General features: G+C 63.5%; 19 protein-coding genes. 9 read left to right on the top strand and 10 right to left on the bottom strand.

Annotation, left to right across the window (positions count from 1 at the left end):
* Window positions 1-14 precede the first annotated feature (14 nt).
* Together OPV09_RS18250 and OPV09_RS18245 are read right to left on the bottom strand one after the other, a co-directional pair.
* Window positions 15-428: a hypothetical protein gene (locus OPV09_RS18250; protein WP_338679020.1), complete on the bottom strand. Its 414-nt coding sequence runs from the start codon at window positions 426-428 to the stop codon at window positions 15-17.
* Between the two features lie 24 nt (window positions 429-452).
* Entirely contained in the window at window positions 453-1,361 is a 909-nt protein-coding gene (locus OPV09_RS18245; RefSeq protein ID WP_319991361.1) for a hypothetical protein, read from the bottom strand.
* Between the two features lie 377 nt (window positions 1,362-1,738).
* Here OPV09_RS18245 and OPV09_RS18240 point away from each other — a divergent pair, with 377 nt between their 5' ends.
* The 4 genes from OPV09_RS18240 to OPV09_RS18225 all read left to right on the top strand — a co-directional run bounded on the left by OPV09_RS18240 (window position 1,739) and on the right by OPV09_RS18225 (window position 6,556).
* Window positions 1,739-2,896 carry an ABC transporter substrate-binding protein gene (locus OPV09_RS18240; protein WP_072453321.1) on the top strand — a complete coding sequence of 386 codons (1,158 nt, stop codon included), beginning with the start codon at window positions 1,739-1,741 and terminating at the stop codon, window positions 2,894-2,896.
* An 85-nt stretch (window positions 2,897-2,981) separates the two neighbouring features.
* On the top strand, window positions 2,982-3,872 hold the full coding sequence (locus OPV09_RS18235; RefSeq protein WP_010398938.1) for a branched-chain amino acid ABC transporter permease: 891 nt from the start codon (window positions 2,982-2,984) through the stop codon (window positions 3,870-3,872).
* A 7-nt stretch (window positions 3,873-3,879) separates the two neighbouring features.
* Window positions 3,880-5,823: an ABC transporter permease subunit gene (locus OPV09_RS18230; protein WP_034755420.1), complete on the top strand. Its 1,944-nt coding sequence runs from the start codon at window positions 3,880-3,882 to the stop codon at window positions 5,821-5,823.
* A gap of 10 nt (window positions 5,824-5,833) precedes the next feature.
* Window positions 5,834-6,556, top strand: a complete 723-nt coding sequence (locus OPV09_RS18225; protein WP_046682988.1) for an ABC transporter ATP-binding protein — start codon at window positions 5,834-5,836, stop codon at window positions 6,554-6,556.
* A 72-nt stretch (window positions 6,557-6,628) separates the two neighbouring features.
* Here the strand turns inward: OPV09_RS18225 and OPV09_RS18220 are convergent, their stop codons facing one another.
* The 8 genes from OPV09_RS18220 to OPV09_RS18185 form a co-directional block, all read right to left on the bottom strand.
* On the bottom strand, window positions 6,629-6,952 hold the full coding sequence (locus tag OPV09_RS18220; RefSeq protein ID WP_338679019.1) for a type II toxin-antitoxin system RelE/ParE family toxin: 324 nt from the start codon (window positions 6,950-6,952) through the stop codon (window positions 6,629-6,631).
* Window positions 6,953-6,960: 8 nt separating this feature from the next.
* A complete protein-coding gene (locus OPV09_RS18215; RefSeq protein WP_034756273.1) occupies window positions 6,961-7,233 on the bottom strand; it encodes a type II toxin-antitoxin system Phd/YefM family antitoxin in 273 nt (90 codons plus the stop codon).
* A gap of 107 nt (window positions 7,234-7,340) precedes the next feature.
* Window positions 7,341-7,661, bottom strand: coding sequence for a DUF2288 domain-containing protein (locus tag OPV09_RS18210; protein ID WP_070304968.1), 321 nt, complete (start codon window positions 7,659-7,661; stop codon window positions 7,341-7,343).
* A gap of 42 nt (window positions 7,662-7,703) precedes the next feature.
* Entirely contained in the window at window positions 7,704-8,411 is a 708-nt protein-coding gene (locus OPV09_RS18205; protein ID WP_034755430.1) for an RES family NAD+ phosphorylase, read from the bottom strand.
* A gap of 2 nt (window positions 8,412-8,413) precedes the next feature.
* On the bottom strand, window positions 8,414-8,851 hold the full coding sequence (locus OPV09_RS18200) for an MbcA/ParS/Xre antitoxin family protein (protein ID WP_034755432.1): 438 nt from the start codon (window positions 8,849-8,851) through the stop codon (window positions 8,414-8,416).
* A gap of 80 nt (window positions 8,852-8,931) precedes the next feature.
* Entirely contained in the window at window positions 8,932-9,348 is a 417-nt protein-coding gene (gene fos / locus OPV09_RS18195) for a fosfomycin resistance glutathione transferase (RefSeq protein WP_338679018.1), read from the bottom strand.
* Between the two features lie 198 nt (window positions 9,349-9,546).
* Window positions 9,547-11,247 carry a single-stranded-DNA-specific exonuclease RecJ gene (gene recJ / locus OPV09_RS18190; protein ID WP_338679017.1) on the bottom strand — a complete coding sequence of 567 codons (1,701 nt, stop codon included), beginning with the start codon at window positions 11,245-11,247 and terminating at the stop codon, window positions 9,547-9,549.
* Window positions 11,244-12,308 carry a hypothetical protein gene (locus OPV09_RS18185; protein ID WP_338679016.1) on the bottom strand — a complete coding sequence of 355 codons (1,065 nt, stop codon included), beginning with the start codon at window positions 12,306-12,308 and terminating at the stop codon, window positions 11,244-11,246. Before OPV09_RS18185 ends, recJ begins: the two co-directional genes overlap by 4 nt.
* A gap of 391 nt (window positions 12,309-12,699) precedes the next feature.
* Here OPV09_RS18185 and OPV09_RS18180 point away from each other — a divergent pair, with 391 nt between their 5' ends.
* From OPV09_RS18180 to OPV09_RS18160, 5 genes are all read left to right on the top strand, one after another.
* A complete protein-coding gene (locus OPV09_RS18180; RefSeq protein ID WP_338679015.1) occupies window positions 12,700-16,203 on the top strand; it encodes an SdrD B-like domain-containing protein in 3,504 nt (1,167 codons plus the stop codon).
* A 115-nt stretch (window positions 16,204-16,318) separates the two neighbouring features.
* Window positions 16,319-16,990 (top strand): PEP-CTERM sorting domain-containing protein, encoded by a 672-nt coding sequence (locus OPV09_RS18175; protein WP_034755450.1) that lies wholly within the window; start codon window positions 16,319-16,321, stop codon window positions 16,988-16,990.
* Between the two features lie 103 nt (window positions 16,991-17,093).
* Window positions 17,094-19,247, top strand: coding sequence for a type I secretion system permease/ATPase (locus tag OPV09_RS18170; protein ID WP_034755452.1), 2,154 nt, complete (start codon window positions 17,094-17,096; stop codon window positions 19,245-19,247).
* Complete coding sequence (locus OPV09_RS18165) at window positions 19,244-20,557, top strand: HlyD family type I secretion periplasmic adaptor subunit (protein ID WP_034755455.1); 1,314 nt, start codon at window positions 19,244-19,246, stop codon at window positions 20,555-20,557. The genes OPV09_RS18170 and OPV09_RS18165 overlap by 4 nt, the downstream gene beginning before the upstream one ends.
* Entirely contained in the window at window positions 20,557-21,849 is a 1,293-nt protein-coding gene (locus OPV09_RS18160; RefSeq protein WP_338679014.1) for a TolC family protein, read from the top strand. The genes OPV09_RS18165 and OPV09_RS18160 overlap by 1 nt, the downstream gene beginning before the upstream one ends.
* Window positions 21,850-21,882: the final 33 nt, after the last annotated feature.

The following is a 21,882-nucleotide window of genomic DNA, read 5'->3' as shown; positions in this document are numbered from 1 at the left end:
GTCTGCCGGCTGGGTCAAGCCTGATCGTCTTTTTTAGGCTTGACCCGCAGGCTGGCCGCCGCCTCGCCGATAGCGAACGGGTCGCGCGACAAAATGGCGGCGCCCAGGTCGACCAGTTTGGCCGCCGCACCGATGGCGGCCTTTATGTCGGCGATGCGCTTGAGCTGCAGCTTGCCCTTGACGATGGCGCCCTCGATATCGCCGCGTGCCTGCTCCGCGCCTTCGGCCGTCAGGTAAATGCCATACGCGCGAAACAGGGACACCATCTGGTCCAGGTGATTTTCGTATTGTTCCAGCAGTGCGCGCTCGTCCGGCGCCAGAGCCTCCCGTTCGCGGATGCGCAATTCCAGCACCAGGCTCGAAGCCTGCGCCAGGCTGTCGGCGATGGCGTAGCTTTGGTCTTTTGTCAGTTCGGTCAGTTGGGCCATGAGATACTCCTGTGTGCGCGCCGTTTACCAGCGGGCGGGGGCATAGAACGCCGCTTGCCGCTGCAGCGCTTCGACGCCGCGTGAAAACTGCGCCAGTTGCCGTTCCAGTTCGGGTGCCTGCAGGTGGTCGAAATTGGCCCGCAGCGCGGCCACGCTCGCTTGCAGCGCGTCGACGGCGGCGACATATGCGGCGACGATCTTTTCCCTTTCTTGCAATTGCCGGCCTTCCAGGTGCAATCGAGTGCGGATGTAGTTGGCGGCCAGCGGTTCGCGTGGCGCGGCCTTGTCGACGGCGCCGCGCAACAGGTCCAGGTCGCGCAATTCATCCTGCAAACCGGCGCGGTAGCTGCGCTGTGCATACTCCTTGAGCGCATTGCTGACGATGTCGACGGCCTCCTGCTCGTCGAGCAATTCGCGCAAGGCCGATTTCTGCAGGCGCTGCGTGGCCAGGCGGCTCAGGTGCTCGCTCAATTTGACGACCTTCGACAGCTTGCCCGCATCGAGCAGGGGCGCGCCGCCACCTGGCTGCGCCAGGCCGCCCAGCGCATCGCCGAGTCCGGCAATCTCTTCCTTGTAGACGGGCAGCTTGTCATCGGCCAGCGCTGCCATGGTGTGAGCATAGCGCAGCAGGAGGTCGTTCAGGCTGGCGATCGAGGTGCTGGCTTGCGCGATGGCGGCGCAATCGGTGCGCGCCGCCTGTTCGCTCGCTTGCGCATCGAAACGCTCGGCCAGGATCAGGCGTTTGCGCATGGCCTTGTCCATGCAGCTGTGGACGCCGCCCGCCAGCATGGGTTCGAACTGGACCGACATCTTTTGCGTCTGTTCGGCAAACGTGCGCACGGGCGCCAGGTTGGTGGCGCAGCCGCCCAGCAGCAGGCTGGCGATGGCGCCAAGTAGCAGGGGAGAAATGGACGAGTTCGACGGGCGCTGCATATCGCCTCCATGCGGTGGGAGTGGCTGATCGGACCTGCGCGTACGCGCTGGCAAGGGCGACGTTAGCATGCTGGGCAGTGCCAGTATTGCGCCAGATCAGCGTCCTGATGAATCGCCGAGCTCGCCTTTTTCCTGTCGCGTTTTGCCACAGCAGTGTTGCCCGATGGCGCAAGGTGCACCAATTTGCGCCATATTTTCCTTACAAAAGACTGACATCGGGCCCGCAATCTGGTCTTTTTCGCATGTTGCGACGCGTCATATGTAGTTGTTGCTGGGGCATGTTTACTCACCTACAATGATTTATCGATGGGGCGGTTATCCAGCGTACGACAATAAAAATAAGTGGCATTAAAAACGTTGTAACAGAGGAGATGACAATGAATTTGAAACAGAAATTGCTTGTAGCAAGTTTGGTTTTGGGTTTCTCGCAGGCGGCAGTCGCAGCCGACCCCATCAAGATCGGCGTGTCCGGTCCGTTCACGGGCGGTTCCGCGCCGATGGGCGTGTCGATGCGCGACGGCGTCAAGCTGGCCGTCGCTGAAATCAATGCCAAGGGTGGCGTACTGGGCCGTTCGCTGCTGCTGATCGAGCGCGATGACGAAGCGAAGAATGAACGCGGCGTGCAGATCGCCCAAGAGCTCATCAACAAGGAAAAGGTCGCCGCCACCGTCGGCTATATCAATACGGGCGTGGCCCTGGCCTCGCAGCGCTTCTATCAGGAAGCAAAAATTCCCGTCATGAACAATGTGGCGACGGGTTCCATCGTCACCAAGCAATTCGCCGACCAGCCGGAAAACTACGTCTTCCGCAATGCGGCCAATGACACCATCCAGTCCGGCATGATCGTGCATGAGGCGATCGAGAACCGCAAGTTCAAGAAAGTAGCGATCCTGGCCGACTCCACCAACTACGGCCAGCTGGGCCGCGAAGACCTGGAAAAGGCGCTCGACAAGAAGGGCATCAAGCCCGTCGTCGTTGAAAAATACAACATCAAGGACGTCGACATGACGGCCCAGCTGCTGAAAGCCAAGCAGGCGGGTGCGGAAGTCGTGCTGACCTACGGCATCGGCCCGGAACTGGCGCAGATTGCCAACGGCATGGAAAAACTGGGCTGGAAAGTGCCGCTGATCGGCAGCTGGACCCTGGCCATGGGTAACTTCATCGACAACGCGGGCAAGAACGGCAATGGCACGCGCATGCCGCAAACCTTCATCCAGGATGCCAGCACGCCTAAACGCAAGGCCTTCATCGACGCCTACGTGGCCGCCTACAAGCCATCGGGCGGACGCATGCCATCGGCCGTCTCGGCCGCGCAAGGCTACGATTCCATCTACCTGCTGGCAGCCGCCTTCAAGCAGGCAGGCGGCACGGATGGCCCGAAAGTGCGCGCCGCGCTGGAAAACCTGAATGAGAAGGTGGAAGGCGCCGTCACCACCTACAGCAAACCGTTCAGCAAGACCAACCATGAAGCGATCACGGCCGAGCTGACAGTCTTCGGTGAAGTCAAGGACGGCAAAGTCGTCCTCGCGAAATAAGCCTGGCAGACATTCGCCGCGCAGTGGCCAGCCTTGAGGAATCAGGACTGGCCATTTTTTCATCGTTCGTCTTCCGGGGAATACCATGGAAATCTTCCTGCAGCTCGTCTTCAGCGGCATCGCGCTGGGCATGATCTATGCCGTCATCGCCTTCGGCTACCAGCTGACCTTTGCCACTTCCGGCACCCTCAATTTCGGCCAGGGCGAATCCCTGATGCTGGGCGCGCTCGTGGGCCTTTCCCTGGTGGGCACCATCCACGGCGGCCCGTACATGAGCTATCTGTTGATGATCCCCATCGTCATCGTCTTCGGCGCCTTGCAGGGCGTGTTCGTCGAATGGATAGGCGTGCGGCCCGCCATCAAGATCAAGTCCGAATTCGGCTGGATCATGTCGACCATCGCGCTGGCCATCATTTTCAAGAACGTGGCGGAAAACATCTGGGGCAAGGACGACCTGATGTTCCCGTCGCCGCTGTCGGCCGCGCCGTTCCAGGTGTTTGGCGCCAACGTGCAGCAGATGCAGGTGGCCGTCATCGTCGGCGCGCTGGCCATTATGCTGGCCGTCGAAGTGTTCAACCGCAAATCGATCTACGGCAAGGCCGTCGTGGCGACAGCCAACGACCGCGACGCGGCCGGCCTGATGGGCATCAACACGGGCATGGTCATCACGTTTTCCTACGCGCTGTCGTCGGCCACGGCCGCCTTTGCGGGCGTGCTGGTGGCGCCGCTGACCTTGACGGGCGCCACCATGGGCGCGTCGCTGGGCTTGAAAGCGTTTGCCGTGGCCATCATCGGCGGCCTGACCTCGGGCGTGGGTGCCATCGTCGGCGGCCTGATCCTGGGCATCGCGGAAACGACCACCGGCTACTACATCTCCACCGGCTACAAGGAAGTGCCAGGCCTGCTGCTGTTGCTGCTGGTGCTGGCCGTCAAGCCGTCCGGCCTGTTCGGCAAAGCCGCGATCAAGAAAGTCTGAGGACGACATGAACAAGAAAATCACCATGCTGGCGCTGAGCGCGGCGGGACTGGCCGCGCTCGCGCTGTTCCCCATCGTCATCCCGAACCCGTATTACATCCACCTGGCCGAGACCATTCTGATCTACGCCATCCTGCTGTTCGGCCTCGATATCGTCGTCGGCTACACGGGGCAGGTGTCGCTGGGCCACGCAGGCCTGTTCGGCATCGGCTCCTACGTCACGGGCGTGCTGGTGTTCAAGCTGGGCGTGTCGTTCTGGCTGGCCATCCCCGCCAGCATCCTGGGCGCGGCCGTGTTTGGCGCCATCCTGGCCTTGCCGGCCCTGCGCGTGACGGGCCCCTACCTGGCCATGGTGACGCTGGCTTTTGGCACCATCGTGCAAATCCTGATCAATGAAATGAGCTTCCTGACGGAAGGGCCGATGGGCATCAAGATCCACAAGCCCGTCCTGTTCGGCCACAAACTGACGGAAGTGGAGTACTACTACATGGTCGCCGCGCTGCTGGTGATCTCGCTGGTGGTGGTGCACCGCATCTTGAAATCAAACCTGGGCCGCGCGTTCGAAGCCTTGCGCGACAGCCCCATCGCCTCGGACTGCATGGGCGTGTCCGTGTACCGCTACAAGGTGTACGCCTTCGTCATCAGCGCCGGTTTCGCGGGCCTGGCCGGCAGCCTGTATGCGTATTCGGAAGAGTATATTTCGCCCAATACCTACAACTTCGAGCTGACCATATTGTTCCTGCTGGCCGTCATCATGGGCGGACGCAAGACCCGTTCGGGCGCGCTGATCGGCGCTCTGATCGTCGTCATGCTGCCCAGCCTCTTGTCGGACATCGAATTGTTCCGCAAGATCGCCGTCGGCGCCGCCGTGCTGGGCGTGATCGGTTCCGCCTTCATGCTGGCGAAAAAGCGCTCCACCTTGCGCGGCGTGATCGTGCCTCTGGTGGCCACCATCGGCCTGGCCGCGTTTTCCTACAAGCTGGAAAACATGGTCGACTGGCGTTTGACCATCTTCGGTTTGATGACCCTGTTCGTCGTGTACTACCTGCAGGACGGCATCGTGGGTTTCTTGATGAGCTTTATCGGCAAGGGCCGGCGCCATGTGCAGGCCGTCGCTTCCCACGGTGTGGCGCCGTTCGACCACGCACAAGGCGGGCAGCAGGGCGCGACCCTGCTGCGCGTGGATCAGGCCCTGATGCAGTTCGGCGGCCTGAAAGCGCTGAACCAGGTGGATCTGAACGTCACGCAAGGTTCCGTGCACGGCTTGATCGGGCCGAACGGCTCGGGCAAGAGCACGATGATGAACGTGCTCACGGGGATCTACAAGCCGACGGCGGGCAAGGTGGAATTTGCCGGCGCCGTGATCTCCGGGCGCACGCCATCCGAGATCGCCTTGGGCGGCGTGGCGCGCACCTTCCAGAACGTGCAGCTGTTCGGCGAGATGACGGCCACCGAGAACGTGCTGGTGGGCCTGCACAACACCTTCAAGTCGAACGTGCTGGACGTGATGCTGCATACGCCGCGCTACAAGCGCGAAGAGACGGCCGCGCGCGAGCGGGCCGCCAGCATCCTCGAATTCGTGGGCCTGGCCGACCTGGCCAACGAAGAGGCGCGCAATCTGCCGTATGGCAAGCAGCGGCTGCTGGAAATCGGCCGCGCGCTGGGCCTCAACCCGCGTTTGCTTCTGCTCGATGAACCGGCGGCCGGCTTGACGGCGCCCGACATCAAGGAGCTGATGGCCATCATCCGCAAGATCCGCGAGCACGGCATCACCATCATCCTGATCGAGCACCACATGGACGTGGTGATGGCACTGTCGGACGTGGTGACGGTGCTGGACTTCGGCCAGAAGATCGCCGAAGGCGCACCCGCGCTTGTCCAGAGCGACCCGAAAGTGATCGAAGCCTACCTGGGCGGCAGCGCCGAAACCCTGGCGCCAGCGGCGCACTGAGAGGAAGACCATGCTGACCATTAGTAATCTGCACGCCGCCTACGGCAAAGTCGAAGTCCTGCACGGCATTTCGCTCGACGTCCCGAAGGGCAAGCTGGTGACGCTGATCGGCTCGAACGGGGCTGGCAAGACCACCACCATGCGCGCCATTTCCGGCATGCTGAAGCCGAAATCGGGCACCGTCACCCTGGGCGGCAAGGACGTCACGGGCCTCGATTCGCACAAGATCGCGCGCGCGGGCCTGGCCCATTCGCCGGAAGGCCGGAGGGTGTTCGCTTCGATGTCGGTGACGGACAACCTGCTGCTGGGCGCCTTTCCCCGCTTTACACGGGCGCGCCCGAAAGGCGATATCAAGCGCGACCTGGACAAGGCACTGGAGCTGTTCCCCCGCCTGAAGGAGCGGCGCGACCAGTTGGCCGGCACCTTGTCGGGCGGCGAGCAGCAGATGCTGGCCATGGCCCGCGCCGTGATGCTGAACCCGGAAGTGATCCTGCTGGACGAGCCGTCGATGGGCCTGGCGCCGATTCTGGTGGAAGAAGTCTTCCGCATCATCACGCGCTTAAAGGCCGAAGGCGTGACCATGCTGCTGGTCGAGCAATTCGCCGCCGCCGCCCTGAACGTGGCCGATTACGGCTATGTGCTGGAAAACGGCAGCATTTCCGTGCACGGCCCGGCGGAAAGCCTGAAAACCGATCCGAAGGTGATCGCGGCGTATTTGGGGGGAGGGCATTGATGATGGCCTGACAATGCGCTTGCTGCGCATTGTCAAATCCAATACAGCCGTGTGCCTGGCAGGACTTGCCGGCTACGAATTGAGCAGACGATGGCGAATCAATGCTTCCAGGTCACGGCTGGTATGGGCAATCATATGAACATGGACGATATCGTTATGTCCGTACTCGATGATGATACGATTCTGGCCGGCCAACAGTTGGCGGTGAGTCGTCAAGTGAAGGTCTTCAAGTTCAGGAACAAAGCTATCTTTAATGTTCCAATCTTTGAGAGAACTGACTTCAGCCAGAATCTCTTGCGTCACCTTCCTGGCAAAAGCAAGGGATTCGCTCTGCTTCAGATAGGAGCGAATGTCCTGTAAATCGTTCAGGGCGTATTGAGTCCAAATGATTTTCATTTGCGTAATCAGTTGTCGTCGTCTTCAGCTTCCAGAAGGGCCACAACGTCATCATGACCGATGACTTTACCTTGCTCAATCTGCTTGCGGCCGAGAGCAAGGATGCGGAGCATGGCAAGCTGATCTTGGGTCTTTTGATAGCTAACGGGGTCTAGCACAACTGCCTGAACTCTGCCATTTACCGTGATGGCTACCGGGTCATGAGTCTCCAGTACCTGTTTGACCACGTCGCTGGTGTTGGTCTTCAAGTAACTAATTGGCTGAATGTTTAGAAAATTCATACTTCCCTCCATAAGTTGGCAGGCCGATGATAGCTCCGGATGATCAAATTAAGTACTGAATTTAGTTGGTCGCATATTTTCCTTGTTTCTGGCGCAGCCTGTCAGCGTCAGTGTTTCGTCGGCTTTTCCTGCTGCACCAGAATAAACGGGCTGACGACGACGGCCCATAGCGCCGCGTCGGCCGCCTGCCAGTCCAGCGCCTGCTGGTCGGAGACTTTGGCTACCTTGCCATCGGCCATCCATTGCGTGATGGTGGCCTTGTCGTCGTGCGAGATGCGCACGGCGACTTCGACCAGGTCCAGCTCGTTGGCGACCCAGACAACGTTGCCTTGGGCGAAGTGCTTTTCCAGTTCGCTCCAGGCCAGGCGGGCCGTTTCGCTGTTGACTTTGAGGCGCAGTTCGGTGTCTTTTTCAGGATTGGTTTGCATGTGAGATCAGGTTGCGGTGAGTCGGGTGCCGATGCGCGCGGTTTATTTGCCTGGGAGGGCTTCCACGTGCGGTATCGGCGTACCCCGCCATGTTAACCGATAGGCGGTGCCTTTGCGAACATTGCCGACCAGAGCAGGGCGGAAGCAGGCCAGGTTGGTGCCGCCCGCCAGCCGCGTGCTGGGGAAGATGATGCCCATGGAACCGGCCTCGAGCAGGATGGCGGCCAGGTCTTGCGAAGCGATGTAGCTGGCCGGGTCGAGACAGGCCGCATAGCGCTCCTGGCCGCGCAAGTCGTGGAAGCTGGCGGAGAAATCGGCCAGCAGCGACTGGTAGCTGACGCTGTCGGCGAAATAGTCGATTTCCTGGTATTCCACGGTCTTGTGGAAAATGATCTCGGCCAGCGCCGTTTTCATGTCGAAGGCGCAATACCAAGCGCCCCGTTCGCCATCGTTGAAGCGCGCTCCTTCCGGCCGGGCATAGGTGTACGCGGCGTTGATGATGCGAAAGTGCGGCACGCCAAAAACCAGTTCGTCCACGCCAATTCCTGGCGCGCCGCCATACTCGGCCACCAGGCGGGCGTTCGTCGCGTTATCGAGTTCGAACAGCTCGCGCAGGTGATCGTCATCCTCGGCCAGGGGCGCCAGCACGGAGTCTTCCATGTCGGCGAAGCGCGATGGAATCAACCGGCAAGTGTCGATCTGGCGCAGCGCGGCCAGCGGCGGCAGGTGGGTATTCGGGGCTGCAGGCACGATTACAGTCCTCCGCGGCGCGCGTCGAGCAGCTTGCGCACCGTCTGCATGGCCAGCAAGCCGCCGGCCAGCATCTGCGACAGGGGCGTGCGGCCGCCAAACACGGGATTCTTGTTGGGCAAGCTGACCCATTCGTCGGCCAGCTTGTCGCCATACAGGATGTGCAGGGCTTTATAAATGCCCAGCAAGTAGGAAATGCGCGTGATGCGGTCCACTTCCAGCACGCGGTCCGGATGTTTTTTCCACTCGTAATAGGCGCTGCTGGAAAGGCCGCCCAGCAATTCGCGCGCATCGTCGTCGCGCAGTTTCCAGGCGGCGGCCAGTTTGAAAAAGCCTTTCAAGGCCGCCTGCGACAATCGCTCGCGTTCGGCTTTGGCATTCAGGTCGACGAGCACGGCCGGTTCGAAGCGGCTCTTGGGGTAGGCGTAGGCAAGATTCATGATGAACTCCTTTTATGGAATAATATTACTCCTTTTCGGGAATTTGTGCTGTCCTCGTCCAAATGTGCGCGCCTATACCCTTAGCCGTCAAAGAATTGCATGCCAGCATAGGGCGCCGCCCGGCAGGCTGCCAGCCGCTGCGCCAGGCTGCCCGCATGGGCTTCCAGCTGATGGCCGTCGGGATCGAGAAAATACAGGGAATCGCCGTCGCTGCGGTTTTGCTGCCATTCGGGCACGCCGGCGGCGCGCAGGCGGGCGGCAAACGGGGCGAAGTCGGCGGACGCGATGGAGAACGCGTAATGCGTGTAGCCGGGGCTGGCCAGCACAGGCGTGTCTTGCGCGTCAAGCGACAGGCATAGCCACAGCTCCCCGGCCGACAGATACGCGCCCCTGTCCCAGCGCGCATGCAGACGCAGGCCCAAGGTGTTGCGGTAAAAGGCGACGCTGCGCGCCAGGTCGCGCACGGACAGGGTGAGGTGGTTCAGGCCGGTCAGCATGGTGCTGCTTTCAGGTGGTGTTTCGGGGTGTTCCAGCCATCGTTGTACCTAGCAAGAATAAGATCACAAACGTTGCAACACCTGACAGTACCGTAGCGAGCGGAAGGGAGAGGTGGCCGAGAAGCGCAACCGTACTTCTAGTACGGTGAGCATCGCAGGCCGCCTATACCGACGCGCAGTAGGTACTGTCAGGTGTCACTACACAGGTTCGGCGTGCTCCACCATGAGCTGTACTTTTGTCGTGCCATTGTATTCATTCGCATCCAGTCTGAACGCGACCCTCGTGCGTTCGCCCAAGGCATCCGTATGCCCGAACCAGATGGCGTCGAAGCGCACGCCGTTCTTTTCCAGCAGCAGTTTCAAGTGGCGCTCTTTGAGGATGCGCTGGCTGACGACGCGGAACTCGTCGCAGAAGACGGGCGGGGCGAAGCCCTGGCCCCACACTTGGCCATCCATCAGCTCGATGAAGGCCGTCGTGTAATAGGCGTCTTCCAGCGGGCCGTCCGTTTCCACGACCCGTTCCAGCTGTTGCTGGCTGAGCCAGGCCTGGCCCACGGCTTCGAAGGCCTTGGAAAACGCATCGAAGGCGTCGGCGCGGATGGTCAAGCCTGCCGCCATGGCGTGGCCGCCGAACTTGTCGATCAGGCTAGGTGCCCGTTTCGACACGAGGTCGAGCGCGTCGCGCAAGTGGAAGCCGGGGATCGAGCGTCCGGAGCCCTTGATCCAGCCGTCAGCGCCGGGCGCAAACGTGATGGTCGGGCGGTAGAATTTTTCCTTCAGGCGCGAGGCCACGATGCCGATCACGCCCTGGTGCCACGATTCATCGAAGACGCTGATGGTGCTGCTGTTGGCCGGCTCGAAAGCGTCGAGGTGCAGCAGGGCCGTATCCTGCATTTCCGCTTCGATCTCGCGGCGCTTCAGATTGATGTCGTTCAATTGCTGCGCCAGCGCCCAGGCGCGGCCTTCGTCGTCCGTGACCAGGCATTCGATGCCCAGCGACATGTCTTGCAAGCGGCCGGCCGCATTCAGGCGCGGTCCCAGGGCAAAGCCCAGGTCGAACGGCGTGGCGCTGCGCGCTTCGCGGCCCGCCACGCGGAACAGGGCCGCCACACCCGCGTGCATATGGCCCTTGCGCATGCGTTTGAGGCCTTGTGCGACGAGGATGCGGTTGTTGGTATCGAGGCGCACGACGTCGGCCACCGTGCCCAGCGCCACCAGGTCGAGCAGGTTGTCGAGCTTCGGTTGCGTTTGCGCATCAAAGAGGCCGCGCCGGCGCATTTCCGCGCGCAGGGCCAGCAAGACGTAGAACACGACGCCCACGCCCGCCAGATGTTTACTGGGGAAACCGCAGGCGGGCTGGTTCGGGTTGACGATGACGGCTGCGTCGGGCAGGGTGTCGGCCGGCAAATGGTGGTCGGTGACGACCACCTGGATGCCGCGCCGGTTCGCTTCGGCCACGCCATCGATGCTGGCGATGCCGTTGTCGACGGTGATGATGATGTCGGGCGACTTTTCGCGCGCCGTCAGTTCGACGATTTCCGGCGTCAGGCCATAGCCGTATTCAAAGCGGTTGGGCACGATGAAATCGACGTCGGCGCCCATGGCGCGCAAGCCGCGTATGGCCACGGCGCAGGCGGTGGCGCCGTCGCAATCGTAGTCGGCCACGATGACCATGCGTTTCTTGGCGGCAATCGCGTCGGCCAGGAAGACACCGGCCGCGCCAATGTGCAGCAAGCCGGACGGCGGTATCAAGTCTTTCGGCTCGATCGAGAGTTCTTTCGCGTCGGACAGGCCGCGCGACGCGTACAAGCGGGCCAGCACGGGATGGATGCCGCCCTGGCGCAGCAATTCGGATTCGCGGTAGGGGCAGGGACGGGTGGTGATGCGGGTACGGGTCATGATGCTTTCAACTTGTTCAGGGTAATCGCGCGCCAGAATTTGCGCTGCGCATTCTTGCTGGTGGTGCAGTCCAGCCAGGCGTCGCGGTGGCTCAGCACCAGGCGCAGCTGGCCCAGACGGCCATCCTTGAGGGCCGCCAGCAGGGGCGCGAACCAGTCCGCTTCCAGCGCTTGCAACTGCTGCAGCCACATGCCCCATTCCTGCGCCTGCGCCGCTTCGGTCAGGCCGCCCAGCACGACGATCGCGTCCTGTTCGCTTGCCAGCACACTGTTTGGACTGGCATCGCGCTGCGCCGGTTCCGCCAGCGCGGCCAGCCAGCCCGGTGCGTCCTTCGTAAGCAGGCTGGCCGCGCAGCGCGCCGATGCAGGTGCGGCCGTGGCCGTGGCCAGGCTCCCGCCCCAGATCCAGAAGGAATTGATGGCTTTCAAGCCCCGCTCTTCGCGCGCCGCATTGACCGGATGTTCATGCCACAGCATCTGCACTTCGTTTTGCAGGCGGCGCGCGGCGCGCGCATGCTCGCCTTCCGGCATCCACACGGACAGGTCTTGCGTGGTGGCGGCGTCCGGCGTGGCGCACTGCAAGTCGGACCAGGCGTCGGCGCGCATGAACCAGGTGCCCGCGTCGCCATACGCGAGGGGCTGGCCGATCTCGTCGAAATACGGAGCCGCAATGTCGAACAGGGCGCGGCCATCGGCCTCGCTCAGCTTGAGCTGGCGCAAGTCTTCCAGGCTGATATGGCTGCGGGCGATGGCCAGGTGGGCCGGATGCAGCATGAAGTAGCGCGCGCCCGGTTCCGGCACGAGGCCGTAGCCGCGCATGGCCTGGGCGGCAAAGGCCGATTGCGCCGCCTCGCCGTTGGGCGCGGGCGACAGGCTCAAGGCGTGCGCCAGCCACGCTTCGTGCGGCAGCAGGCGGTTGGTGTTGTCAAAAATTTCCAAATTGCAAGTGGAGGTGCGCGACAGCAGCGCCGCCAGCGCGGGCGCCTGCAAGACCTTGAGCAGGTCGGCAGCCAGTTCGGCATTGGGCAAGGCGAAGGGCAGGACGAGGGTAAGTTGATTCATCCCGAGATTGTAGGCGATTGTGGTGGGGGCCGAGAAGGTGCATCTATTTTCAGGCCCCCGATGGCAACACCGCCCGCGCCGGGTATGCGAAAAAATTATAAAAATTTTATTGATATTGATGGAAATTAATTTGCTTTTGAAAAGATACTGGATATAATTGCGACAACTTAAATATTAGAAAGACAATCACCCCCTGCTGCGTGGTTGCGTCGTCTGGCTCCTGTGTCCCTCGAAACTGTATACAAGATCTGCCGGCTTCATTTTTAAACAAGTCCCTTCTTGGAAGCCCACCTATGTATACATTCGCCGCTTTGCACGGCCAGGCTGATCGCGCCCTGGCCCTCCGTATTTCCGCTCCTGCCGCCGCCGTGGCATGCCGTCAGGAGGCCGCATGACTACCTACAACCTGTCGACCACGGTCCACGTCTGCGAAGACATCAACAAGAATTTCGATATCCGCGACCTGCTGATCCAGGCCGGCTACTCGGTGCAAGGCGAACTGAATATCAAGAATTTCACGGTTTTGTTGCCGGACGATACGGAATCGACGGAAAACACGCCGCTGTTCGGCATGCAGGACGCGGACACCGTGTACGTGCGTCCCGGCGACTGGGCCGCCAACTACAATGGCAGCTTCTCGACCATCCAGGTGACGATCGACAAGGGTAATGGCGACATCGTCCAGCTGAGCCTGCAAGTCATTATCGATCCCGTCAATGATGCGCCCGATGCGGCCGACAAGACCTTCACTCTGGTCGACGGTGCCAGCGTCGTGCTGAGCGAAAGCGATTTCGGCTTCCACGACGACGTCGAGCACGACGGCTTCAAGTCCATCGTCATCACCAATACCACCACGGCGGGCCAGGTCTTGCTCAACGGCGTGGCCGTGGCGGTGGGCACGGAAGTCTCCATCGACGATATCCGCGCGGGTCACCTGGTCTTCGTGCCCAGCCAGACCGTGGCCGGCGACTTCGACCTCGGTTTCAAGGTGCGCGATGATGGCGGCACGGAAGGCTGCAATGCGCAAGACCTGAGCCTGGCGCCCCATTACCTGACCTTCAAGGTGCCGATGGCCCACCTCGGCGATTTCGTGTGGGAAGACAAGAACGCCAACGGCGTGCAGGACGCGGGCGAGGCGGGCATCGCCAATGTTGTCGTGCAATTGAAGGATACGGCCGGCAATGTGGTGGCCTCCACCACGACGGACGCCAGCGGCGGCTACCACTTCGATGTCAATCCGGGCACCTATTCGGTGACCGTGGTGGCGCCCGCCGGCTACGTGCCGACGGCAGCGAACCAGGGCGGCGACACGGCCAAGGACAGCAATATCGATGCGGCCGGCAAGATGGCGTCCGTCACCCTGGCGCCGGGCGAAACCAATTTGAGCCTTGATGCGGGCCTGTACCGCACGGCCGAGCTGGGCGACCGGGTCTGGTTCGATACGAACAGGAATGGCGTGCAGGACGCGGGTGAAGCGGGCGCCGCAGGCGTGAAAGTGACCTTGCTCGATGCATCGGGCAACGCCATCGGCAGCCCGCTGCTGACGGATGCGAACGGCAACTACCTGTTCACGAACCTGAAACCGGGCGCCTACAGCGTGCAGTTCGATAAAACCACCTTGCCAGCCGGCTACGCCTTCACGGGCCAGGACCAGGGCGGCGATGACCAGCGCGACTCGGACGCCAATGCCGACGGCCGCACGGCGCAAGTGCTGCTGGCCTCGGGCGACAGCAACCACAGCGTGGACGCCGGCATCGTCGCCTTGCCAGCCACCCTGGGCGACCGGGTCTGGCATGACAGCAACATGAATGGCGTGCAGGATGCGGGCGAAGCGGGCATAGTCGGCGTCACCGTGCAGCTGAAAAACGCGGCCGGCAGCGTGATCGGTTCGACCTTGACGGACGCCACCGGCTATTACAACTTCAATGTCGACCCCGGCACGTATTCGATCGCCGTCGTCGCCCCCGCCGGCTATCTGACGACGGTCAAGGATGCGGGCGGCAACGATGCGCTCGACAGCGACATCAATACGCTGGGCAACAGCGGCCAGGTGACGGTGGCTGCCGGCCAGAACTACAGGGATCTCGATGCCGGCCTGTACAAGACGGCGTCCATCGGCGACCGCGTGTGGTTCGATGCGAACGGCAACGGCACGCAGGATGCGGGCGAGACGGGCGTCTGTGGCGTGAAAGTCAACCTGTACAACGCGCAAGGTGCCGTCGTGGCCAGCGCCACCACGGATGCCAGCGGCAATTATCTGTTCAGCAACCTGGTTCCCGGCAATTACTACCTGGGCTTCGTGCCGCCGGCCGGCTACGGCTTCACCAAGGCGGACATCGGCGGTTACGCCACCGATTCGGACGTCAATCCGGCCACCGGCTTCACCACCACGTGGACCACCCTGAAGTCGGGCGACGTACAGCTGGACTGGGATGCGGGCCTGGTGAAACTGAACACGGCTTCCATCGGCGACCGCGTGTGGGAAGACAGGAACTACAACGGCGTGCAGGAGGCGGGCGAACTGGGCGTGGCGGGCGTGAAAGTCAATCTGCTCAACGCGTACAACCAGGTCATCGCCACGACGACGACGAATGCCAGCGGCAATTACCTGTTCAGCGAACTGGCGGCCGGCGGCTACAAGGTGGAAGTCATCCGTCCATCGGGCTTCTATTACACCAAGGCCAATGTGGGTGTTGACACGGCCGATTCCGACGTCGATGTCAGCACGGGGCGCTCGGGCCTGATCAACCTGGCCGCAGGCCAGAACGACATGAGCTGGGATGCGGGCATCTACCGCAAGGCCAGCCTGGGCGACAAGGTGTGGCGCGACGCCGACCATGATGGCGTGCAGGACTACAACGAGGCGGGCATCGCCAACATCAAGGTGCAGCTGTACTCGGGCAGTGGCGTGCTGCTGGCCACCACCTACACGAATGCCTACGGCAACTACCTGTTCAGCAACCTCGATCCGGGCAGCTATTCGCTCAAATTCGACAAGTCGGGCGTGTATCACGCGGGCTACGCCATGGATACATGGCGCTGGGGCGCGAAGAACGTGGGCACGAACGACAACATCGATTCTGACGTCAACAGCAATGGCACGACGGGCAACGTGGTCTACACGGACATCCTGAAACTGGCGTCGGGCCAGAACGACATGAGCTGGGATGCGGCCATCACGCCCATCGTCATCGACCTCAACGGTGACGGCGTGCACACGATCGCCCGCGCCGACTTCCACGGCAGCTTCGACTTGCTGGGCACGGGCAGCGCCATCCAGACGGGCTGGGTCTCGGCCCAGGACGGCTTGCTGGCCATCGACGGCAATGGCAATGGCAAGATCGATAACATCTCCGAACTGTTCGGCGGCAACGAGAAGGGCACGGGCTTTGCCAAGCTGTCGAGCTATGACTCGAACGGCGACGGCGTGGTCGATGCCCACGATGACAAGTTCGCGGAACTGCGCATCTGGCGCGACGCCAACAGCAACGGCGTGACGGACGACGGCGAATTGATGTCCTTACACGACGCCGGCGTGGCCAGCCTGACGGTCAGCTACACGGAACTGCCGTTCCTCGACGCCAACAGCAATTTGCACCTCGAGCGCAGCAGCGCCACCCTGGCCGACGGCAAGACGGTCGACATGACGGACGTGTATTTCAACGTCGATGCCAAGGATGCGGCCGCCGCCGGCGTGACCTTGCCAAGCATGGCCGACCTGCTGCGCGACGACAGCACGCTCGACGTGGTGCTGGGCCAGGATGGCACGGTCAACACGGTCGCTGCCGCCCAGGCTGCCCCGGCTGCCGAAGCCCATGCCCAGTGCGAGATGGCCGACCTCTTGCGCCGCGCCATGGCCCACGCAAATACCCAGCCCCAGGAAATGGCTGCCTGATGTCCCTTGCCGGCCCGTAATCCTGCCCGGCAATGCCGCACCGGCGCACCCGTCACGGGGCGCCGGCGCTTTCCACGCTTTTTCCACACTTGATAATAGAAATAGGGAAACCAATATGAAACAATCCATGCACCTGTTCGTCCGCGGCGCCATCGCCGCCGCCACGTTCGCCCTGGCCAGCGGCAGCGCCCTGGCCGCCTCCAACCTGCAAGTCGTCGATTCGCACAGCGTCAGCCTGTTTACGGCTACCGGCGGCGCCTTCGGCTCGGGCAGCGCCATCTCGCCAACCTTGTGGGAAGTCAAATACGACAGCAACACCTTCCTGGCGTTTTGCCTCGATCCCCATGTCGCACTGAGCAACAATTCGAACAGCTACAGCAGCGGCGCCTTCGCCGCCAGCGATTCCGTCAAGCGCTTGTATGAAGGCTATTACGCCTCGTCCGTCGCCAGTGTGTCGACCAGCGCCAACAGCGCCGCCGCCTTCCAGTTGGCCCTGTGGGAATTGAATAACGACAACACGAACCTGCTGACGGGCGACCTGCGCTTCAAAAGCCTGAGCAATGCCGTCGTCAGCCAGGCCAACACCATGCTGGGCGTGGCCACGGGCAATGGCGCCATCCAGAACCTGTACAACTACACGAGCTTGAGCAGCGTCAACCCGGCTTCGCAAACCTTGCTGGCTGTGTCGCCGGTGCCGGAAGCGCAGACTTGGGCCATGCTGGTCGCGGGCCTGGGCCTGCTGGGCTTCATGGCGCGCCGCCGCAAGGGCGCTTCCGCGCTGATTTAATTATTGCTCATTAATTATTGCTTATCGCTCATCGCGCAAGCGATAGCGTTCCCGCTGCGGCGCGCCCGACCGGTGCGCCGCAGCGTTTTATTGTGAATCCATTATGACCCCACCCCCCGATACTTCCACCGCTTCCGCCGGCGCGTCCACCGATGCCATCGCCGATGCCATCGTCTTCCTCGCGCGCTTTTTCGGCGTGGCCGTGCAGGCCGAGCGCCTGCGCGCCAGCGTGGCGGCCCAGACCAGCCCGGCCGCCGCCGATTTCCTCGACCAGGCGCTGGCGCAAGCCACCCTGGCCGGCACCGCGTTGCCAGCAGGCACGCCGCGTCGCCCGACGGAAATGCCGGCCTTGCTGCTCAATGGGGAAGGGCAGGCGCTGGTGGTGTTGACTATTGCTGACGGCAAATACGAATGCCACGTGCCCGGCATCGAAGGCAGCGCCTGGCTGGACGCGGCCGCGCTGGCGCGGGAAGTGCCCGACGGACGCTGGGTGGCCGTGCGGCCCGTACTGTTTTTCGACCAGCGCAGCCTGCTCTACAGCATGCCGGTGGCGGGGCGCTGGTTCTGGGATGTCTTCAACCGCAGCCGCTGGGTCTTCCGCTGGGCCTTGCTGGGCACCCTGGTGCTCAATATCATCGGCGCGCTGGTGCCGTTCTATGCGATGGCCGTGTATGACCGCGTGATCCCGAACAATGCCACGTCCAGCCTGTGGGTGCTGACGATCGCCGTCGTGGTGCTGACGGGCTTCGAGCTGGCCCTGCGCCTGCTGCGCGGCGAACTGGTGGAAACGGCGTCGCGCCGCATGGACGTGGCGTTGTCGTCGAACATCTTTGCCCAGTGTTTGCGCCTGCGCGCGGCCAGCCGGCCCGCTTCCGGCGGCACCCTGGCCAATACCGTGCGCGATTTCGAATCCGTGCGCGAATTCTTTGCCTCGACCACCCTGACGACCCTGGGCGACTTGCCGTTCCTGCTGCTGTTCCTGCTGGTGATCGCCCTGGTGGGCGGCTGGCTCGTGCTCGTGCCCCTGGCCGTCATCCCGATTTTGCTGCTGGTGGCCTTTGCTTCGCGCGCGGCCCTGGCGCGCCACGTGGCCGCCTCGATGCAGGAAAGCGCGCAGCGCACGGCGCACCTGTTTGAAACCATGAATGGCCTCGACACCATCAAGGCGCTGGGCGCCGAAGCGTGGAGCCGGCGCAAATGGGAGAGCCTGACGGTGGCCATCGCCGCCAACAGCGTCGAGACGCGCGAAATCGTCAGCCGCGTCAATTACATCAACACGGCCGTGCTGGCCCTGTCCGGCGTGGCCGTGGTGGCCACGGGCGCCTTGCTGATGGGCGAACACCTGCTGACCCTGGGCCAGATCATCGCCGTGAGCATGCTGACAGGCCGCGCGCTGGCGCCCGTGAGCCAGATCGCGGGCCTGATCATGCGCTGGGAGCAGACCAAATTGTCCTACCACGCTCTGAATAAAATCATGGAAGCGCCGACCGATGACGACGCGGCCAGCCTGCAGGCGCCGCCCCTGTCCGGGCGCATCGAGTTTCGCGACGTGGGCTTTGCCTACCCGAATTCGCCGCCGCTGCTCGATAAACTCAACCTGCACATCCGCCCCGGCGAACGGGTCGGCGTGATCGGCAAGCTCGGTTCCGGCAAGAGCACCTTGCTGCGCTTGCTGCTGAACCAGTACGGCCCGCAAAGCGGCAGCGTGCTGTTCGACGACCTGGCCAGCACCCAGCTCGAACCTTTGAGCCTGCGCCGCCAGATCGGCTACGTACCGCAGGACGTGACCCTGTTCCACGGCACCCTGCGCGAAAACATCGAACTGGGACGCAGCCAGCCCGACGACGCCAGTCTGCTCGACGCCATCCGCCTGGCCTGCCTCGACGACATCATCACCCAGCTGCCCAACGGCGTGGCGACGGAAGTGGGCGAGCGGGGCGAACGCCTGTCCGGCGGCCAGCGGCAAGCTGTGGCCATGGCTCGCGCCTTGCTCGCGAAACCGACCATGCTGCTGCTCGATGAGCCGAGCAGCATGTTCGACCCGGCGACCGAGCAGCGCCTGATCGGTCGCCTGCGGTCATTGAAAGACACGACCATCGTGCTGGTCACCCACCGCATGGCCATGCTGGCGCTGGTGGACCGTCTGATCGTCTTCGACAAGGGGCGCATCGTGGCCGACGGCCCGCGCGATGAGGTCATGCGCGTGTTGAACAGCCAGGCGGCCAGGCCTGCGGCGGAACAGGGAGTGGCGGCATGAGCGCCCTGAACGCCCGTCCTTTGCCGGCGGCCCACCCGGACCCGGAACGCGAACCGCAGCGCATTGTTCTTTGCATGCTGGCCCTGATCGCCGTGCTGCTGGTGTTGATCCTGGCCTGGGCCACCTTCGCCCAGCTCGACGTGTCCGTGAATGGCCGTGGCGCCATTACGCCGCCATCGCATTTGCAGGAAGTGCAAAGCCTGGAAGGGGGCATCGTGCGTGAAATGCTCGTGAAACCGGGCCAGCGCGTGCGCCGCGGCGACTTGTTGCTGCGCCTGGACACGGCCCAGTACGAGGCCAATCTGGGCGCCAGCGTGCAAAACCGCCTGGCCGCGCTGGCGGGCAGGGCGCGCCTCGACGCGTTGCTGTCCGGCGGCACGCCCCGGTTTGCGCCGGAATGGCAGCAGGAAGCGCCCGAGCTGATCGCCAAGGAAACGCAGTTGTGGCGCGATGGCCAGCGCGAGTTCGCATCGGCCACGGCGGCCGCGCGCGAAGGCGTGACGCGCCGGCGCGGCGAGCTGGCCGAGGCGCACGGCCGCATCGCGCAACTCGACACGGGCCTCAAGATTGCGCTGGAAAGCCTGTCGATCGAAGAGCGCCTGTTCAAGGAGGGCGCCGGTTCGCGCGGCGATTATCTGAACGCGCAGCAGCGCGTGCAGCAGCAGCGCACGGAACTCGACGGCCTGCGCGCGTCCGTGCCACGCCTGGCGGCCACCCTGGCCGAGGCGCAGGCGCAGGCCGGCGAAGTGGAAGCGCGCATGCGCGGCCAGTGGGGCGCCCAGCGCAGCGAATACGAAACCAAGGCCGGCGCCCTGGCCAGCACCGTCAAGGGGCAGCAAGACCAGGTGAGCCGACGCGACGTGACGGCGCCCGTCGACGGCGTCGTCAACCGCGTGCTGGTGGCGACCGTCGGCGGCGTGGCACAGCCGGCCAAACCTATCCTGGAAATCGTGCCCGCCGATTCGGAAATGCTGATCTCCGTGCGCGTCAAGCCGTCGGACATCGGTTTTATCCACGTGGGGCAGCGTGCATCGGCCAATGTGCTGGCGTATGACGCCACCACGTATGGACGCATGCAGGCGCAGGTGGTGCGCGTGGGCGCCGATGCGATTCCCGATGAACGCAACGAGCCGTATTTCGAGGTGCAGCTGAGTACCGACCGCAGCCAGTTGACGGCGCACGGCAAGGTGCTGCCGATTACGCCCGGCATGCCCGTCGACGTGGGCATCCTGACGGGGCGCCGCTCGGTGCTGCAATATGTGTTCAAGCCCGTGCTGCGCGGCTTGCAGTCTTCCCTGCAGGAGCGGTGATGCGTGCTTTTTTACTTTTCATGGCATTCGCCTGCGCAAACGCGGCCGCCCAACCAGCGCCACCGGCCGCTTTCCAGGCGCAGTCCGTGCGCGGCTTGCCGGCCTTGCTGGCCCGCGCCGTGCCGCGCGATCCGCAGGTGATCGCGGCGCAGGCGGCGCTGGCCACCGCCGAAGCGCGCTACAAGCAGGCCCGCTCGCGTTTGTTCCCGACGGCGGCGCTGCAGGCCACGCGGGGGCGCAGCAACGACCTCGACGGCACCCTGGACGTGGAACGCCGCACGCACCAGGTGGAAGCGAGCGTGCGCTGGAATGTCTACAACGGCGGCGCCGACCGCGCCGAACTCGATGCGGCCGAGCGCGAGATGGCGGGTGCCGCCTTCGACGTGGAGCGCGCACGCGCGGACAGCGCGGAAAAGCTGGCCGAAGCGTATTTCGACATGCAACGCCTGGATCGCAGCCTGCAGCAGTCGCAGGAACGGCTGCGCGACGTGACGCAACTGGTGCTGCAGGTGACGCGCCAGGCGGAGCTGGGCAAAGCGTCGGAAGTGGACCGCGAACTGGCGCAAAGCTCGCAGCTGGACGCGGAACTGGTGCACGACGGCTTGCTGACGGACCAGCAGGCGGCGCGCATCAAGCTCGAAGCGCTGGCCTTCGAGCCGGTGGCGCAGTTTGCCGATTTCGCCTTCGCGCCGCTGCCGGCGCAGGCTTTGGAGAATGCTGATACGCAGCACGCGCAATTGCGCGCCGCGCGCGAGCGGGCGGCGGCGGCCCAGCTGCGCGTGCGCAGCGTGGCGGCCACCCTGGCGCCAAAAGTGGACCTGAATGTCAGCCACCTGTTGAATAACAAGACCACGCCGCCGCCGTCGACCATCCAGCAGCGGGGCTGGTCGGTGGGCGTCTCCTGGGAATTCCCGCTGGGCGGGGGCAGCCTGGCGCAGCGCGACGAGAGCATCAGCCGCGCCCAGGCGGCCGAGGCGGACGTGGCGCGCGCCGAGCAGGGCACGCGCGCCGACCTGGCCAGCATGCTGCCGCGCATCGCCAATGCGCAGCGCACCCTGGCCCTGCTCGACGAGCAGGAAAGAAAGATGGCCTTCGTCGTGCGCGGCGGGACCATCCAATATGAGGCAGGCCGGCGCAACCTGCAGCAGGTCATCCAGACGCGCGACAGCTATTTCACGATACAGCAGCGGCGCAGCGACCAGCTGCACCGTCTGACCGTGGCGCAGATGCGCCAGTACGCGCTGGCGGGGCGGCTGCTGGACGCGTTCGGCCTGGCGCAGGAGGCAAAATAGGGCCGGCGTGCGCGGTTTCACACATGGATCACG

This window comes from Janthinobacterium sp. TB1-E2 (assembly GCF_036885605.1).
Lineage (GTDB): Bacteria > Pseudomonadota > Gammaproteobacteria > Burkholderiales > Burkholderiaceae_D > Janthinobacterium > Janthinobacterium aestuarii.
The sequence above is the reverse complement of the archived record's forward strand: the minus strand, read 5'-3'. Positions and strand labels throughout refer to the sequence as shown.

Excerpts from the sequence above, each read along its gene's own strand:
- OPV09_RS18250 (WP_338679020.1), bottom strand. The coding sequence starts at position 428 with ATGGCCCAACTGACCGAACTGACAAAAGACCAAAGCTACGCCATCGCC.
- OPV09_RS18245 (WP_319991361.1), bottom strand. The coding sequence starts at position 1,361 with ATGCAGCGCCCGTCGAACTCGTCCATTTCTCCCCTGCTACTTGGCGCC.
- OPV09_RS18240 (WP_072453321.1), top strand. The coding sequence starts at position 1,739 with ATGAATTTGAAACAGAAATTGCTTGTAGCAAGTTTGGTTTTGGGTTTC.
- OPV09_RS18235 (WP_010398938.1), top strand. The coding sequence starts at position 2,982 with ATGGAAATCTTCCTGCAGCTCGTCTTCAGCGGCATCGCGCTGGGCATG.
- OPV09_RS18230 (WP_034755420.1), top strand. The coding sequence starts at position 3,880 with ATGAACAAGAAAATCACCATGCTGGCGCTGAGCGCGGCGGGACTGGCC.
- OPV09_RS18225 (WP_046682988.1), top strand. The coding sequence starts at position 5,834 with ATGCTGACCATTAGTAATCTGCACGCCGCCTACGGCAAAGTCGAAGTC.
- OPV09_RS18220 (WP_338679019.1), bottom strand. The coding sequence starts at position 6,952 with ATGAAAATCATTTGGACTCAATACGCCCTGAACGATTTACAGGACATT.
- OPV09_RS18215 (WP_034756273.1), bottom strand. The coding sequence starts at position 7,233 with ATGAATTTTCTAAACATTCAGCCAATTAGTTACTTGAAGACCAACACC.
- OPV09_RS18210 (WP_070304968.1), bottom strand. The coding sequence starts at position 7,661 with ATGCAAACCAATCCTGAAAAAGACACCGAACTGCGCCTCAAAGTCAAC.
- OPV09_RS18200 (WP_034755432.1), bottom strand. The coding sequence starts at position 8,851 with ATGAATCTTGCCTACGCCTACCCCAAGAGCCGCTTCGAACCGGCCGTG.
- fos (WP_338679018.1), bottom strand. The coding sequence starts at position 9,348 with ATGCTGACCGGCCTGAACCACCTCACCCTGTCCGTGCGCGACCTGGCG.
- recJ (WP_338679017.1), bottom strand. The coding sequence starts at position 11,247 with ATGACCCGTACCCGCATCACCACCCGTCCCTGCCCCTACCGCGAATCC.
- OPV09_RS18185 (WP_338679016.1), bottom strand. The coding sequence starts at position 12,308 with ATGAATCAACTTACCCTCGTCCTGCCCTTCGCCTTGCCCAATGCCGAA.
- OPV09_RS18180 (WP_338679015.1), top strand. The coding sequence starts at position 12,700 with ATGACTACCTACAACCTGTCGACCACGGTCCACGTCTGCGAAGACATC.
- OPV09_RS18175 (WP_034755450.1), top strand. The coding sequence starts at position 16,319 with ATGAAACAATCCATGCACCTGTTCGTCCGCGGCGCCATCGCCGCCGCC.
- OPV09_RS18170 (WP_034755452.1), top strand. The coding sequence starts at position 17,094 with ATGACCCCACCCCCCGATACTTCCACCGCTTCCGCCGGCGCGTCCACC.
- OPV09_RS18165 (WP_034755455.1), top strand. The coding sequence starts at position 19,244 with ATGAGCGCCCTGAACGCCCGTCCTTTGCCGGCGGCCCACCCGGACCCG.
- OPV09_RS18160 (WP_338679014.1), top strand. The coding sequence starts at position 20,557 with ATGCGTGCTTTTTTACTTTTCATGGCATTCGCCTGCGCAAACGCGGCC.